This window comes from Sinomonas sp. T428B (genome assembly GCF_056780155.1).
In genome coordinates this window covers 1,142,724-1,156,374 of sequence record NZ_JBRAZR010000001.1, presented here as the reverse complement: position 1 = coordinate 1,156,374, position 13,651 = coordinate 1,142,724, and the positions used below count along the sequence as shown (strand labels likewise).

Below are 13,651 nucleotides of genomic sequence, written 5' to 3'. Positions count from 1 at the left end.
CTGTCCGGCATAGACGGCTACAGGAGGTCGCGGACGCTGCGCAGCGCTGCGGCGGCGAGGACCTGGACCCCACAGCCGATCGCGCGCTCGTCGACGACGAGGTCCCCGCGGTGCAGGTCGTACTCCTCCCCGCCCGGCGTGTGCGTGCCGAGGCGGAACATCGAGCCTGGCACTTCGGCGAGGAACCAGGCGAAGTCCTCGCCGCCCATCGACTGGGGTGTGAGCACAACGGCGTCCTCCCCCAGCTCGGCCCGTGCCGCCGCCTCGATGAGCGCCGTCTCGTGCTCGGAGTTCACGACCGGCGGGACGCCCCGCGTGTGCGAGAGGCTCACGTCGACGCCGTAGGGCGCCGCGACCTGCTGAACGACCTCGTCGAGGAGCTCACCCGCGCTGTGCCAGGCCTCGCGATCGAGGCAGCGCATGGTCCCGGACATGGACCCGGACGCGGGGATGGCGTTGGGCGCCGAGCCCGCGGAGATCTGGCCCCACACCATGGACACGCCGCTGCGGACGTCGACGCGGCGGGACAGGACGGCGGGGACGTTGATCGCGATCTGCGAGAGCGCGAAGACGAGGTCCTCGGTCAGGTGCGGGCGGGAGGTGTGCCCGCCACGGCCCGTGAGCTCGATCCGGATCGTGTCCGAGGCCGAGGTGATGGGCCCGATGCGCGTGCCGATCTTCCCGACCTCGATCCGCGGGTCGCAGTGCAGCGCCATGATCCGCGGGACGCCCGAGAGCACGCCCTGGTCGATGCACGTGAGAGCCCCGCCGGGCATGGTCTCCTCGGCAGGCTGGAAGATCACGCGCACGGTCGCGCCCAGGGGACGCTCGCGGTCCATCTCGGCGAGCAGGAGCGCGACGCCGAGCGCCGCCGTCGTGTGCACGTCGTGGCCGCAGGCGTGGGTGACGCCGTGGTTCCGCGAGGAGTACGGCAGGCCGGACTCCTCGATGATCGGGAGGGCGTCGATGTCGCCGCGCACGGCCGTCGCGATGGGGCCCGCGCCGATGTCGACGACGACGCCGGTTCCCTCGAGCCGCTCCGGGGAGAGGCCGGCCTTCTCGAGCCGGGCCATGATCCTGTCGGTGGTCCTGAATTCCTGGAACGAGAGCTCGGGATGTGCGTGGAGGTCCCGCCGGAAGTCGATCAGCTCTGGGAGAAAGGCCTCGAGCCTGGGGCCCACAACCGGTGTGGGTTCGGCTTCCGTCGTATAGTTCCGCACGCGTTCACTCTAGCGTCACCGGAGCGTGCGTCCTGCGCGGCGGCCCCCCGACGAGGTCACAGTACGGTGTCACAGGACGGCCTCACCGGACAGAGTCAGTGGAGGCGTCCTGTGACGGGATCACAGGACGTCGGTGTCGCCGCTGGCCTTGAGCGCGTCGACGGTGCGCTTGACCTTCTGGGCGTGCTCCTTCGTGGTCACGAGCAGCGCGTCGGGCGTGTCCACGATGACGACGTCCTCGATGCCGATGAGCGCGATGACGCGCTTCGTGTCGGAGACGACGACGCCGGAGGCCGAGTCGGCGAAGACGCGCGCCCCCTCGCCGAGCACCGTGACGTTGTTGTCCTCGCGCGCGCTGTTGAGCCGGCCGATCGCGGCGAAGTCGCCGACGTCGTCCCAGCGGAAGGCGCCGGGCACGACGGCGACGTCCCCGGCCGCCGCGGCGGGCTCGGCGACGGCGTAGTCGATCGCGATCTTCGGCAGCGACGGCCAGACCCTCGCGGTCACGGCGTCCCGCTCCGGGGTGTCCCATGCGGCGGCGATCTCGGTCAGACCCGCGTGCAGCTCGGGCTGGTTGGCCTCAAGGTGCTCGAGCATGAGCGCGACGGGGGCCACGAACATGCCCGCGTTCCAGAGGTACTCGCCCGACCCGAGGTACTTCTCGGCGACCTCGAGGTTCGGCTTCTCGACGAACTCGGCGACGGCGCGGGCGCTCGGGGCTCCGGGGACGTCGAGCGGGGCTCCCCCGCGGATGTACCCGAAGCCGGTCGAGGGGTGGGTCGGCTCGATGCCGATCGTGACGATCTTCCCCCGATTCCCGCGACCGCCATCGGCGGCGGTGTAGACGGCCTCGCGCACGGCGGCCTGGAACACCTCGTTGGGGCTGATGACCTGGTCCGCGGCGAAGGAGCCCATGATCGTGTCCGGGCTGCGGCGGTGCAGGATCGCGGCGGCGAGGCCGATGGCGGCGGCCGAGTCCTTGGGCTCGCTCTCGAGCACGAGGTCGTCCGGGTGGAGCTCGGGGATCTGCCGGCACACGGCAGGCTCGTGCGCACGGCCGGTGACGACGAGGAAGCGGCCGTCGGCGAGCGGCTTGAGCCGGTCGTACGTGGCGCGGATGAGCGTGCTGCCCGAGCCGGTGAGATCGTGCAGGAACTTCGGCGCAGCCGCACGGGAGAGCGGCCACAGCCGGGTCCCGACGCCGCCCGCAGGGATCACTGCGACGAAGCGGTCGAGGGGGGCGCGCGTCGGGGCAGGCTCGGCCGGGACAGCCGGGAAGGATTGTGTGCTCATCGCCCCCACTGTAACCGAGCAGCCTGCGTATTCACGCCCGCGGCGTGCGCGCAAGAGGGCGGAACGTGATAATTCCCACGCCCTGTCAACTGCCTTTAAGGGCGGATTCGGTAAGCTCTGAGCGAAGCCTAGATTTAGGCTGTTGCTCAAGAGCGAATGTGCCTCTTCATGTCCTTGGTGCATGGAAGGGCCACTCTGCACCGGCTGCCCCCTCCGCATGGGCCCCATGCGGGCGCCGGTGCCCGCAGGGAGGTTTATTCAGTGCCGACAAAACCAGCTGGCACCCTGTACCGCGGCCGTGAAGGCATGTGGTCCTGGGTCGGACACCGGGTCACCGGCGTCGTCATCTTCTTCTTCTTGTTGGTCCACGTCCTGGACACCTCATTGGTGCGTGTGTCCCCCGAGGCGTACACCGCCGTCATCGGCGCCTACAAGAACCCGCTCATGGCCCTCGGCGAGACAGGTCTCGTCGCCGCCATCCTCTTCCACGCCTTCAACGGCCTGCGCGTGATCCTGGTCGACTTCTGGAAGAACGGCCCCAAGTACCAGCGCCAGCTGCTGTGGGCCGTGCTCGTGATCTGGCTCGTGGCCTTCGCCGGGTTCGCGATCCGCCATCTGTCGCTTGCGCTGGGAGGCCACTGAGATGAGCACTGCACCTGAGATCCGCGCCCCGCGCAGCACGTCGCAGACGGGCCGCATCGCACCGCAGTACCGCCGTTCGGGCGGGCCCAAGGGCCAGACAGAGATGATCTGGTGGCTGTTCATGCGCCTCTCCGGGATCGTCCTCGTGGTCCTCATCTTCGGCCACCTCTTCGTGAACCTCCTCGTCGGCGAGGGCATCCACGCGATCGACTTCGGCTTCGTCGCCGGCAAGTGGGCCGACCCGTTCTGGCAGTTCTGGGACCTCGCGATGCTCTGGCTCGCGATGCTCCACGGCACCAACGGCGTCCGCACGATCATCAACGACTACGCCGAGCGCGACAGCGTCCGGTTCTGGCTCAAGGTGGTCCTGTTCGCCGCCACGACGCTGATCATCATCCTCGGCACGCTCGTGATCTTCACGTTCGACCCGTGCCCGGTGATCGACGGCGTCCGCCATGTTGCCGACTACTGCCCCGCGCCGTAGCGCGCCCCGACGAGAAGGAAGCATCCAAGCATGCAGGTCCACAAATACGACGTGGTGATCGTCGGCGCCGGCGGCGCCGGCATGCGCGCAGCCATCGAAGCGGGCCAGCGCGCGCGCACCGCCGTGCTGACCAAGCTCTACCCCACCCGCTCCCACACCGGCGCCGCCCAGGGCGGCATGTGCGCCGCCCTCGCGAACGTCGAGGAGGACAACTGGGAGTGGCACACCTTCGACACCATCAAGGGCGGCGACTACCTCGTCGACCAGGATGCTGCGGAGGTCATGGCCAAGGAGGCCATCGACGCAGTCCTCGACCTCGAGAAGATGGGCCTGCCGTTCAACCGCACCCCCGAGGGCCGGATCGACCAGCGCCGCTTCGGCGGCCACACCCGTGACCACGGCAAGGCCCCGGTGCGCCGCGCGTGCTACGCCGCCGACCGCACGGGCCACATGATCCTCCAGACGCTCTACCAGAACTGCGTCCGGCACAACGTCGAGTTCTACAACGAGTACTACGTGCTCGACCTCCTCATCGTCGAGGAGGACGCGACCCGCGCCGACGGCACGCCGTACAAGCAGAAGCGAGTCGCCGGCGTCGTGAGCTACGACCTCGCCTCGGGCGAGCTGCACGTCTTCCAGGCCAAGTCGGTCGTGTTCGCCTCGGGCGGCGCCGGCAAGGTCTTCAAGACGACCTCGAACGCGCACACCCTCACGGGCGACGGCATGGGCATCGCCTTCCGCCGCGGCATCCCGCTCGAGGACATGGAGTTCTTCCAGTTCCACCCGACGGGCCTCGCGGGCCTGGGCATCCTCCTGACCGAGGGCGCCCGCGGCGAGGGCGCGATCCTGCGCAACTCGGAGGGCGAGCGCTTCATGGAGCGCTACGCCCCGACCATCAAGGACCTCGCGCCGCGCGACATCGTCGCCCGCGCGATGGCCAACGAGGTGCGCGAGGGCCGCGGCGCGGGTCCGAACAAGGACTACGTCTACCTCGACCTGACGCACCTCGAGCCCGAGCACATCGAGGCGAAGCTCCCGGACATCACCGAGTTCGCCCGCACGTACCTCGGGGTCGAGCCGTTCACGGAGCCCGTCCCGGTGTACCCGACCGCGCACTACGCGATGGGCGGCATCCCGACGAACATCAAGGCCGAGGTGCTCCAGGACAACGACACGGTCGTCCCGGGCCTGTACGCCGCCGGCGAGGTCGCGTGCGTCTCGGTGCATGGCTCCAACCGCCTGGGCACCAACTCGCTCCTGGACATCAACGTCTTCGGCAAGCGCGCCGGCATCTACGCCGCCGAGTACGCCAAGACGGCGGAGTTCGTCGAGCTGCCGGAGAACCCGGCCGCGTACACGGAGGCCCTCCTCGAGTCCCTGCGGGTCTCGAACGGCACCGAGCGGATCGCGCACATCCGGCGCGACCTGCAGGAGACCATGGACGCGAACATGCAGGTGTTCCGCACCCAGGAGTCCCTCGAGACCGTGCTGCGCGACATCGAGAAGCTCGAGGAGCGCTACCGCAACATCTCCGTCGGGGACAAGGGCAAGCGCTTCAACCTCGACCTGCTCGAGGCCGTCGAGCTCGGCTTCCTGCTCGAGATCGCCAAGGTCATGACCGTCGGGGCCCTGCACCGCAAGGAGTCCCGCGGCGGCCACTACCGCGAGGACTACCCGGACCGCGACGACGCCAACTTCATGAAGCACTCGATGGCCTACCTGGACCCGTCCGTCACGGCGGAATCCTCGGCCGAGGGCGTGGCTGGCATCCGGCTCGACACCAAGCCCGTCGTCTTCACCCGCTACGAGCCGATGGAGCGTAAGTACTGATGTCTGCTGCAACTGCCGAACCCGCATCCAAGGTCGAGCTCGCCGAGGCGTCCGGCGGCGGCGCCGTGCCGAGCTTCGACATCACCCTGCGCGTGCGCCGCTACGACCCGGAGGTCTCCGAGGAGGCCCGCTGGGACGACTTCAAGCTCACGATGTACGGCACGGACCGCGTGCTGGACGCCCTGCACAAGGCCAAGTGGGAGCACGACGGCTCGGTCTCGTTCCGCCGCTCGTGCGCGCATGGCGTGTGCGGCTCGGATGCCATGCGCATCAACGGCCGCAACCGCCTCGCGTGCAAGACGCTCCTGAAGGACCTCGACACGTCCAAGCCGATCACGGTCGAGCCCATCAAGGGCCTGCCGGTCGAGAAGGACCTCATCGTGGACATGGAGCCGTTCTTCCAGTCCTACCGCGAGATCATGCCGTTCCTCATCTCGAAGGGCCACGAGCCCACGAAGGAGCGCATCCAGTCGGTCGAGGACCGCGAGCGGTTCGACGACACGACCAAGTGCATCCTCTGCGCCGCGTGCACGTCCTCGTGCCCGGTGTTCTGGACGGACGGGCAGTACTTCGGCCCGGCCGCGATCGTGAACGCGCACCGGTTCATCTTCGACTCGCGCGACGATGCCGGTGACATGCGCCTCGAGATCCTCAACGACAAGGAGGGCGTGTGGCGCTGCCGCACGACCTTCAACTGCTCGGAGGCGTGCCCGCGCGGCATCCAGGTGACCAAGGCCATCGCCGAGGTCAAGCAGGCCATCCTGGCCCGCCAGTTCTGACGCACCCGGCCGCTGGTCCCCTGGCCCGGCCCGCTCCGCGAGAGGGCGCCGCTGCACTGCAGCGGCGCCCTCTGCGCGTCCGGCTCCTCTACGCGGGGCGGGTCAGCGGACGGCGGCCCCGCCGCGGCCCCTCCCCAGGCCGCGGAGCCACGCAAGCGGATGCAGCGCACGACGGCGGGGCTCGGCTGGGTGCCGCCCGTCGCCGTCGTCCGCCTCCTGCGCGAGGGAAGCTGCGGCGGGCGGAACTGCCGCCGGTGCCGGGCGGTGCTCCACGTGCTCGCGGGCCCGGGCGAGCGCCGGGGACGCGTGCAGGCCCGGGCGGGCCGAGCCGAAGGACTCCGGCGAGCGGTGGCCGGCGGCCGTGCGGTCCGCCTCACGGATCGTGCTCCAGGCCGCCGCGACGAGGTAGACCTGGCTCACGAGGTTGAACCAGATGAGCAGCCCGATGATGATCGCGAACGGCGCGAGGAGCGGGTTCGCCCCCGACCGGGCCAGCAGCTGCGTGCTGAAGGCCTGCAGGAGGGAGGTGCCCACGCCGGCCAGCAGCGCGCCCTCGACGAACGCCCGCCGGCCGAGCGCGAGCCCGCCCGCGATCCGGAACAGGATCACGGCCGTGAGCGTGTTGAGCGCGAGCGGCACCGCGAGGCCCACGAGCCAGCCCACCGGCTGCACGAAGGCGCCGTCGATCCGGAGGGTGTCGGTGATGAAGTCCAGGGCCGCGGTGAAGACGACGCTCACGGCGGACGTGAGGACGATGAGCACGCCCAGGAGCAGGAGCGTGCCGACGTCCCGCAGCGTGAGCAGGAGCGGGTTGACCGTGAGGGGCGGCAGGCCCACGATCCCCCGCAGGCCGTCGCGCAGGCTCCGGATCCAGCGGAGCGAGGAGTAGACGGTCACCGCCACGGCAACGAGTGCCGCGACGCTCAGGCCCGTGGGGTTGAGCAGGTCCTCCGGGTCGACGAGGCCCTCCGAGCCGTCCACCTTGAGCAGGCCGGGGGCCGCGGCGGCGACGCTCTCCACGACCCGGTCGACGAGGGCCGGCTGGCCCGCGAGCACGAGCGCGGCGAGGGAGAAGCCCGTGGCGAGGAGGCCGAAGACCGAGAAGAACATGTTGAAGCCGATGCCCGCGCTCATGAGCGGGCCGTGCTCGAGGCTGTAGTGCTGGAACGCCCGCACGGGGCGGAACGCCTTGAGCCGCGCGACGAGCCACTGCACGATCGCGAGGGCCACCTTGACCGGCCCCTCGCGGCTCAGCCGCGCCCTGCCGACGTCCTGCCGCCTGTGCAGGACCTCGAGCCTGAGCTTGGCGAGCTCCCTGGGCAGGGGCTGCTCAGCCGGGGAGCGGCCCCTCGGAGTCTTCGCCAGCCTTGCGCCCCTTGTGGCTGTTCGTCGCTGTGCCAAATCGAAGCTCTTCCCTCAGCTGCCAGAACCCATCGGCGTCGTGCTCATACAGGCCCATGCTAGCCACTGTGAAGGATTCGCTGTAGGAATCGAGCGCGGACTCGGCCGCATCGAGCTGCTCGGCGGGCACATCGTGCGCGACCGTGACGTGGGGGTGGTAGGGGAACGGGAGGTCGCGCTCGAGCGGCCCCTGCTGGAGGGCCCTGTGCAGCCGGACGCACTCGTCGAAGCCCTCGGTGACCTTGACGTAGACCACCGGGGACACCGGGCGGAACGAGCCCGTCCCGGCCAGCTCGACGCGGAACGGCTCCGTCTGGGCCGCGACGCGGCGCACGTGGGCGGCCGCCGCGTCCCAGTCGTCCGTCTCGGTCGTGGTCACGAGCGTGATGTGCGCGGGGATGACCTCGGCCATCGGGTCGCCGAACGAGGCTCGCCAGGCCTTGAGCTCCCGCGCAACGCGCTCGGGGAAGCCGAGGATGACCCCCACGAGCGGCGGGGCCGGGGCGGGGGGCACGGCGTCGCCGGCCATCCGGACGTCGTCGAGCTCCGGCATGGGCTAGGCGATCGTGGCGGCCGCCGGGGCGAGGGCGGGCAGGAAGCCGACCCGCTCGTAGACCTCCGCGAGCGTCGGGACGGCGATCTCGCGGGCCTTCGCTGCCCCGTGGGCGAGAAGCCGGTCGAGCTCGGCGGGGTCCGTGAGGAGCTCCTCCGTGCGCGCCTTGATCGGGGCCAGGGCCTCGACGACGACCTCGGCGAGGTCCACCTTGAGGTGGCCGTACATCTTGCCCTCGTAGGAGGCCACGATGTCCTCGACCGTGCGGCCCGTGACCGTCGAGTAGATGCTCAGGAGGTTGGAGACGCCGGGCTTGGCCTCGCGGTCGTAGCGGATGACCGTGTCGGTGTCCGTGACCGCCGACTTGATCCGCTTGGCCGTGACCTTCGGATCGTCGAGGAGGTTGATGAGGCCGTTGGGCGAGTCCGCGGACTTGGACATCTTCGCCATCGGGTTCTGGAGGTCGTAGATCTTCGCCGACGTGCGCGGGATGAGCGGCGCGGGGACGGGGAAGGTCTCGCCGAAGCGCGTGTTGAAGCGGTGGGCGAGGTCGCGGGCGAGCTCGAGGTGCTGGCGCTGGTCCTCCCCCACGGGCACGCCGTAGGGCTTGTAGAGCAGGATGTCCGCGGCCATGAGCATCGGGTAGGTGAAGAGGCCCGAGCTCGCGGAGTCGCTGCCCTGGCGCGCGGACTTGTCCTTGAACTGGGTCATGCGCGAGGCCTCGCCGAAGGTCGTGAGGCACATGAGGACCCACGCGAGCTGGGCGTGCTCTGGCACGTGGGACTGGACGAAGAGCGTGGACTTCTCGACGTCGATGCCCCCGGCGATGTACTGGGCCGCGGTGAGCCGGGTCCGGTGCAGGAGCTCCGCCGGGTCCTGCGGGACGGTGATCGCGTGCAGGTCGGGGATGAAGTAGAAGCAGTCGTACTCGTCCTGCTGCGCGACCCAGTTCACGAGCGCGCCGAGGTAGTTCCCGAGGTGCAGCGAGTCGCCCGAGGGCTGCATGCCGGAGACGAGCCGCTGGCGGGTGGCAGGGGTCGTGGGGTTTGTCATGGAGTGAGCTTCCGGTGTCTAGAGCTTGTAGTCGATGACGAGCGGGGCGTGGTCGGACCAGCGCGTGTCCCATGCCGTGGCACGGTCGACGACGGCGTTCCTCGCCGCGGCGGCGAGGGCGGGGGTGGCCATCTGGTAGTCAATGCGCCACCCGGCGTCGTTGTCGAAGGCGCGGCCGCGTTGGGACCACCACGTGTAGGGGCCGTCGATCTGGCCCGAGAGCTCGCGGTGGACGTCCTTCCAGCCGATCTCGTCGCCGAAGAAGCGGTCGAAGTAGGCGCGCTCCTCGGGCAGGAAGCCAGCGCGCTTCTGGTTGGCCTTCCAGTTGCGGATGTCCAGCTGCGTGTGGCCCACGTTGAGGTCGCCGACGACGAGCGCGTGGTCGCTGTACTCGGCGAGCTCGGGCAGGCGCTTGAGCATGACGTCGAGGAAGCGGTACTTGTCGTCCTGCTTGGGGGTGCCGGCTTCGCCGGAGTGCACGTAGGCGCTCACGACCGTCAGCTGCCCGCCGCCCTCGAGGGCGAAGTCCGCCTCGATCCAGCGGCCTGCCGTGGCGAAGTAGTCGTCGCCGATCCCGATGCGGGTCTCCGTCGGGGCCTCGCGCGAGGCGATCGCGACGCCGGCGCGGCCCTTCGCGTCGGCCTCGGCGTGCAGCACATGCCAGCCCTCGAAGTACTCGTGCACGGTCGGGTCGGGGGCACGGACCTCCTGCAGGCACAGGATGTCGACGTCGCGCGTCGCGAGCCACTCCGGCATGCCCTTGCGCCAGGCGGCGCGGAGGCCGTTGACATTCACAGTGGCGATGCGCAGGGCGCCGTCCTTGGGCGCGTAGGCAGGCGTGGTGGCAGTAGCGTCGAGGGTCACTGTGCCACTCTACCCCTCGTCGACGACGGTCCCCGAGACGGGTCCCTCCTGGTCGGGGCGGAGCATGTCGCGGGCGTTGGCCGCGGTGATCTGGATGGTCTCGAGCGCGCGGGCGACCTGCTCGGCGTCCTTGCCGAGGTTCTCGCGGACGACCCGCTCCTGGACCTGGATGATCTTGAACGAGTGGTCGAGCTTGAGGTCGCGGGCGTCGTCCACCGTGCGGGCCTCCCCCGCGCGGCCGCCGGACATCGAGGGGGCGCGGCCGCCGAACTGGCGCGCGGCCTCCTCGATGCGGGCTTGGGCCCGGCGGCCGGCGCCGCGGACCGTGACGAAGACGAAGACGGCGAAGGCGAGCCAGCCGAGCGAGACGACGGCGACGATCCAGCCGATCACGTCGTTCTGGTTCGCCGCGAAGATCACGGCGACGAGGAAGGACAGCACGAGCACCGAGAGGCCGAGCGCGCTGACCCTGAACCCCGCCGGGCGGCGGGCCCCCTGGGCGGGACCGGGCTGCGGGGACGGGCTGTTCTGGCCGAGACTCTGCATGGCCCCCATTCTCCCAGACCCCGACCGGTCCCCCGGACCGCGAGCCCGGGCCACCGAACCGCCGAGATGGGGTCCTGTGACGCCGCGATGGGGGTGTGGGACGCCGAGATGGGCCCACTGATCGTGGGGGCCCTCCTGGTCCACGGCCCAGAGCACGGGCTGGCGGACGACGGCGCCTCCCGAACTTCCCCATCCGTCGGCGCCAGGTGGCCCCGGATGCCCCCGGTGACTGCCCCGGCGCGGCGACTCCCCGCCGTCGTCCGTCTCTGCCTCCTGCCCGCGTCGCTAGCGCCGCATTTCGGCGTCCTAAGCCCCCATTTCGGCGCCCCAAGCCCCCATCTCGGCGTCAGCGGAGGAAGAGCGAGCGCAGGCGGCGGGTCGTGAAGGCGACCCCGACGAGGATCATGGCGGCGTAGTAGCCCACATGGATCCACGTCGCGGGCGTGAAGACCCCGATGCTGATCTGCCGCATGAGCTCGACCCCATGCCAGAGCGGGAACGCCTGGATGGCCCACTGGATCGGCTCTGGGTACACGGACAGGGGGAAGAACGTCGCCGAGAACAGGAACATCGGCAGCATGACGAACGTGATCAGGTCCATCTGCTGGAACGTCTTCATGTAGCTCGTCACGGCCATGCCGAAGCTCGCGAAGCCGAACGCCACCATGACCGAGGCCGGGACGAGCAGGAGGGCCCACGGCGTCGTGATGAGCCCCATGATCCCCATGACCCCGGTGAACCCCACGGCGTAGAGGAACCCGCGGAACAGGGCCATGAAGATCTCCCCCATGGCGATGTCGAGCGGCCCGAGGGACGTGTAGAGCATGCCCTGGTAGAGCTTGCCGAAGTGCATCTTGAAGTACACGTTCCACGTGGAGTCGTAGATGGCGCCGTTCATCGCCGAGACGGCCAGCAGCGCGGGCGCGATGTACGCGGCATAGGAGACGGGCGCCCCGCCCGGGCCCTCGACCTCGCCCACGAGGCTGCCGAGCCCGATCCCCATCGAGAGCAGGTAGAACACGGGCTCGAAGAACCCGGAGAGCAGGATGACCCAGTTCTGGCTCCGGATGACCCGGAAGCCGCGCCCGATCACGGCCCGGGCGTTCCGGGCGTAGACGGCACTGAAGGGCCGCGGGTCGGCGGCGAGCACGGCGCCGTCGTCCTGGGGCCCGCTCATGCCCCGAGCCGCCTCGTGTAGTTCCGGCCGGCCCACACGATCCCCGCCGCCCCGAGCACGGCGAGGTACGCGACGTGGACGGCGACGAGCCACGGCGGCTCGGCAAGCCCGTAGGAGACGGCGCGGCCGAGCTGGTTCCCGTGCCAGAGCGGCGAGACCCAGCCGATCCACTGCATCGCGGCGGGCATGGCCTCGAGCGGGTAGAAGGTCCCGGAGAACAGGAACAGCGGCATCACGACGAACCGCTGGATCATCGAGAACTGGAAGTTCTCCTTCTCGAGGCGCGCGGCGTACGCCATGACCGGCGCGCCGAACGCCATGCCGGTCGCGACGCCGAGCGGGATGAGCAGCCACGCGTTCGCGCCCGGCGCGGCGCCGAACGCGAGCATGATGAGGAAGAAGACGGCGGATTGGACCGCCAGGCGGCCGCCGACGGCGATGATGTGCCCGGCCGCGAGCTGCCGCGGGGCGAGCGGCGTCACGTGCGGCCCGTAGTAGATGCGCCGCCACTTGAAGCCGTCCATGACCGGGAACATCATCTCGTTCGCGCAGGTCATGACGGCGCTCGAGACGAGCAGGGCCGGGGCGGAGTACGCGAGGTAGCCCACGCCGTCGAACCCGCCCGCGACCTTGCGGTCCACGATCGCGGCCAGACCCACGCCCATCGAGAACAGGTACAGGAGCGGGTTGCCCACGCTTGTGACGACGATCGTGAGCAGATAGGCGCGCATGGAACGCAGCTGGTGCTCGGCGAAGTAGAGCGAGCCCCAGCGCCGCGCCCGCGCGGCGGAGACCTCCGGCGTGTGGGCCCTCAGCCGCCCCGCCCCCGCCTCAGTCAACGAGGGACCGTCCAGTCAGGCGCAGGAAGACGTCCTCGAGCGAGGCACGCCGCACGAGGGACGTGAGCGGGTGCAGGCCCTTGGCGCGGAGGTGCTCGAGCGAGCGCTCGCCGTCGTCGGTGTAGACGAGGACCCGGTCCGGGAGGGGCTCGATCCGCTCGCCCGTGCCCTCGAGCTCGCGCACGACGGCGGCGTTACGCTCCGCACCGAACCGCACCTCGAGCACCTCCCGGCTCGAGTGCTCGCGGATGAGCGCGGCGGGCGATCCCTCGGCCATGATGCGCCCCTTGTCGACGACAATGAGCCGGTCGCACAGCTGCTCGGCCTCGTCCATGTAGTGGGTCGTGAGGACGAGGGTCACGCCCTGCTCCTTGAGCCGGAACAGCCGGTCCCACAGGATGTGCCGGGCCTGGGGGTCGAGGCCCGTGGTGGGCTCGTCGAGCAGGAGGATCCGGGGCTCGTTGACGAGCGAGCGGGCAATGGTCAGGCGGCGCTTCATGCCCCCCGAGAGGGAGTCGACCTTGGCGCCGGCCTTGTCCTCGAGCTGGGCGAAGGCGAGGAGCTCGTCGGCGCGCTGGCGCAGGTAGGCCAGCGGCAGGCCGAAGTAGCGGCCGTAGACGATGAGGTTGTCACGGACGCGCAGCTCCTCGTCGAGGTTGTCCTGCTGCGGGACGACGCCGAGGTGGGCCCGCACCTCGGGGCCCTGCCGCTCGGGGTCGAGCCCCATGATCGTCAGGCGCCCCGACGTGCGCTGGGTGACGCCGCCGATCATCCGCATCGTCGTGGACTTCCCGGCGCCGTTCGGCCCGAGGAGGCCGAACGACTCCCCCGGCGCGACCTCGAAGCTGATCCCGTCGACGGCGGCGAAGTCTCCGTACCGCTTGACGAGGTCCTGGGCCGAGATCACCGCCGGGCGGGGCGCCCCGGCGGCCGAGGACGCCCTCGGGGAGGGGGCTGCTTGGTGTGACAC

General features: G+C 70.3%; 14 protein-coding genes. 4 read left to right on the top strand and 10 right to left on the bottom strand.

Annotation, left to right across the window (positions count from 1 at the left end; all coding sequences use genetic code 11):
* Nucleotides 1-17: 17 nt before the first annotated feature.
* Entirely contained in the window at nucleotides 18-1,220 is a 1,203-nt protein-coding gene (locus ACUYMY_RS05430) for an amidohydrolase (protein WP_481702602.1), read from the bottom strand.
* A gap of 120 nt (nucleotides 1,221-1,340) precedes the next feature.
* Nucleotides 1,341-2,513 carry a mannose-1-phosphate guanylyltransferase gene (locus ACUYMY_RS05425; protein WP_481702601.1) on the bottom strand — a complete coding sequence of 391 codons (1,173 nt, stop codon included), beginning with the start codon at nucleotides 2,511-2,513 and terminating at the stop codon, nucleotides 1,341-1,343.
* 261 nt (nucleotides 2,514-2,774) lie between these two features.
* Here ACUYMY_RS05425 and sdhC point away from each other — a divergent pair, with 261 nt between their 5' ends.
* Genes sdhC through ACUYMY_RS05405 form a run of 4 tightly spaced genes read left to right on the top strand, consistent with a single transcriptional unit; the run spans nucleotide 2,775 to nucleotide 6,248 of the window.
* A complete protein-coding gene (gene sdhC / locus ACUYMY_RS05420) occupies nucleotides 2,775-3,155 on the top strand; it encodes a succinate dehydrogenase, cytochrome b556 subunit (protein ID WP_481702600.1) in 381 nt (126 codons plus the stop codon).
* A 1-nt stretch (nucleotide 3,156) separates the two neighbouring features.
* On the top strand, nucleotides 3,157-3,639 hold the full coding sequence (locus ACUYMY_RS05415; RefSeq protein ID WP_481702599.1) for a succinate dehydrogenase hydrophobic membrane anchor subunit: 483 nt from the start codon (nucleotides 3,157-3,159) through the stop codon (nucleotides 3,637-3,639).
* A gap of 30 nt (nucleotides 3,640-3,669) precedes the next feature.
* Nucleotides 3,670-5,469, top strand: a complete 1,800-nt coding sequence (gene sdhA, locus ACUYMY_RS05410; protein WP_481702598.1) for a succinate dehydrogenase flavoprotein subunit — start codon at nucleotides 3,670-3,672, stop codon at nucleotides 5,467-5,469.
* A complete protein-coding gene (locus ACUYMY_RS05405) occupies nucleotides 5,469-6,248 on the top strand; it encodes a succinate dehydrogenase iron-sulfur subunit (RefSeq protein ID WP_481702597.1) in 780 nt (259 codons plus the stop codon). Before sdhA ends, ACUYMY_RS05405 begins: the two co-directional genes overlap by 1 nt.
* Before the next feature lie 102 nt (nucleotides 6,249-6,350).
* On the opposite strand, the gene ACUYMY_RS05400 is transcribed toward ACUYMY_RS05405, so the two are convergent.
* The 8 genes from ACUYMY_RS05400 to ACUYMY_RS05365 all read right to left on the bottom strand — a co-directional run bounded on the left by ACUYMY_RS05400 (nucleotide 6,351) and on the right by ACUYMY_RS05365 (nucleotide 13,651).
* Entirely contained in the window at nucleotides 6,351-7,478 is a 1,128-nt protein-coding gene (locus ACUYMY_RS05400) for a YihY/virulence factor BrkB family protein (protein ID WP_481702596.1), read from the bottom strand.
* Between the two features lie 100 nt (nucleotides 7,479-7,578).
* Nucleotides 7,579-8,178, bottom strand: coding sequence for a 2'-5' RNA ligase family protein (locus tag ACUYMY_RS05395; protein WP_481704964.1), 600 nt, complete (start codon nucleotides 8,176-8,178; stop codon nucleotides 7,579-7,581).
* Between the two features lie 27 nt (nucleotides 8,179-8,205).
* Complete coding sequence (trpS, locus tag ACUYMY_RS05390) at nucleotides 8,206-9,255, bottom strand: tryptophan--tRNA ligase (RefSeq protein WP_481702595.1); 1,050 nt, start codon at nucleotides 9,253-9,255, stop codon at nucleotides 8,206-8,208.
* Between the two features lie 18 nt (nucleotides 9,256-9,273).
* On the bottom strand, nucleotides 9,274-10,119 hold the full coding sequence (locus ACUYMY_RS05385; protein ID WP_481702594.1) for an exodeoxyribonuclease III: 846 nt from the start codon (nucleotides 10,117-10,119) through the stop codon (nucleotides 9,274-9,276).
* A gap of 9 nt (nucleotides 10,120-10,128) precedes the next feature.
* Nucleotides 10,129-10,665: a hypothetical protein gene (locus tag ACUYMY_RS05380; protein WP_481702593.1), complete on the bottom strand. Its 537-nt coding sequence runs from the start codon at nucleotides 10,663-10,665 to the stop codon at nucleotides 10,129-10,131.
* Between the two features lie 346 nt (nucleotides 10,666-11,011).
* Nucleotides 11,012-11,842 carry an ABC transporter permease gene (locus tag ACUYMY_RS05375; RefSeq protein ID WP_481702592.1) on the bottom strand — a complete coding sequence of 277 codons (831 nt, stop codon included), beginning with the start codon at nucleotides 11,840-11,842 and terminating at the stop codon, nucleotides 11,012-11,014.
* A complete protein-coding gene (locus ACUYMY_RS05370; RefSeq protein ID WP_481702591.1) occupies nucleotides 11,839-12,681 on the bottom strand; it encodes an ABC transporter permease in 843 nt (280 codons plus the stop codon). The genes ACUYMY_RS05375 and ACUYMY_RS05370 overlap by 4 nt, the downstream gene beginning before the upstream one ends.
* Complete coding sequence (locus ACUYMY_RS05365; protein ID WP_481702590.1) at nucleotides 12,674-13,651, bottom strand: ABC transporter ATP-binding protein; 978 nt, start codon at nucleotides 13,649-13,651, stop codon at nucleotides 12,674-12,676. Before ACUYMY_RS05365 ends, ACUYMY_RS05370 begins: the two co-directional genes overlap by 8 nt.

Excerpts from the sequence above, each read along its gene's own strand:
- trpS (WP_481702595.1), bottom strand. The coding sequence starts at position 9,255 with ATGACAAACCCCACGACCCCTGCCACCCGCCAGCGGCTCGTCTCCGGC.
- ACUYMY_RS05380 (WP_481702593.1), bottom strand. The coding sequence starts at position 10,665 with ATGCAGAGTCTCGGCCAGAACAGCCCGTCCCCGCAGCCCGGTCCCGCC.
- ACUYMY_RS05375 (WP_481702592.1), bottom strand. The coding sequence starts at position 11,842 with ATGAGCGGGCCCCAGGACGACGGCGCCGTGCTCGCCGCCGACCCGCGG.
- ACUYMY_RS05425 (WP_481702601.1), bottom strand. The coding sequence starts at position 2,513 with ATGAGCACACAATCCTTCCCGGCTGTCCCGGCCGAGCCTGCCCCGACG.
- ACUYMY_RS05395 (WP_481704964.1), bottom strand. The coding sequence starts at position 8,178 with ATGGCCGGCGACGCCGTGCCCCCCGCCCCGGCCCCGCCGCTCGTGGGG.
- sdhA (WP_481702598.1), top strand. The coding sequence starts at position 3,670 with ATGCAGGTCCACAAATACGACGTGGTGATCGTCGGCGCCGGCGGCGCC.
- ACUYMY_RS05415 (WP_481702599.1), top strand. The coding sequence starts at position 3,157 with ATGAGCACTGCACCTGAGATCCGCGCCCCGCGCAGCACGTCGCAGACG.
- ACUYMY_RS05405 (WP_481702597.1), top strand. The coding sequence starts at position 5,469 with ATGTCTGCTGCAACTGCCGAACCCGCATCCAAGGTCGAGCTCGCCGAG.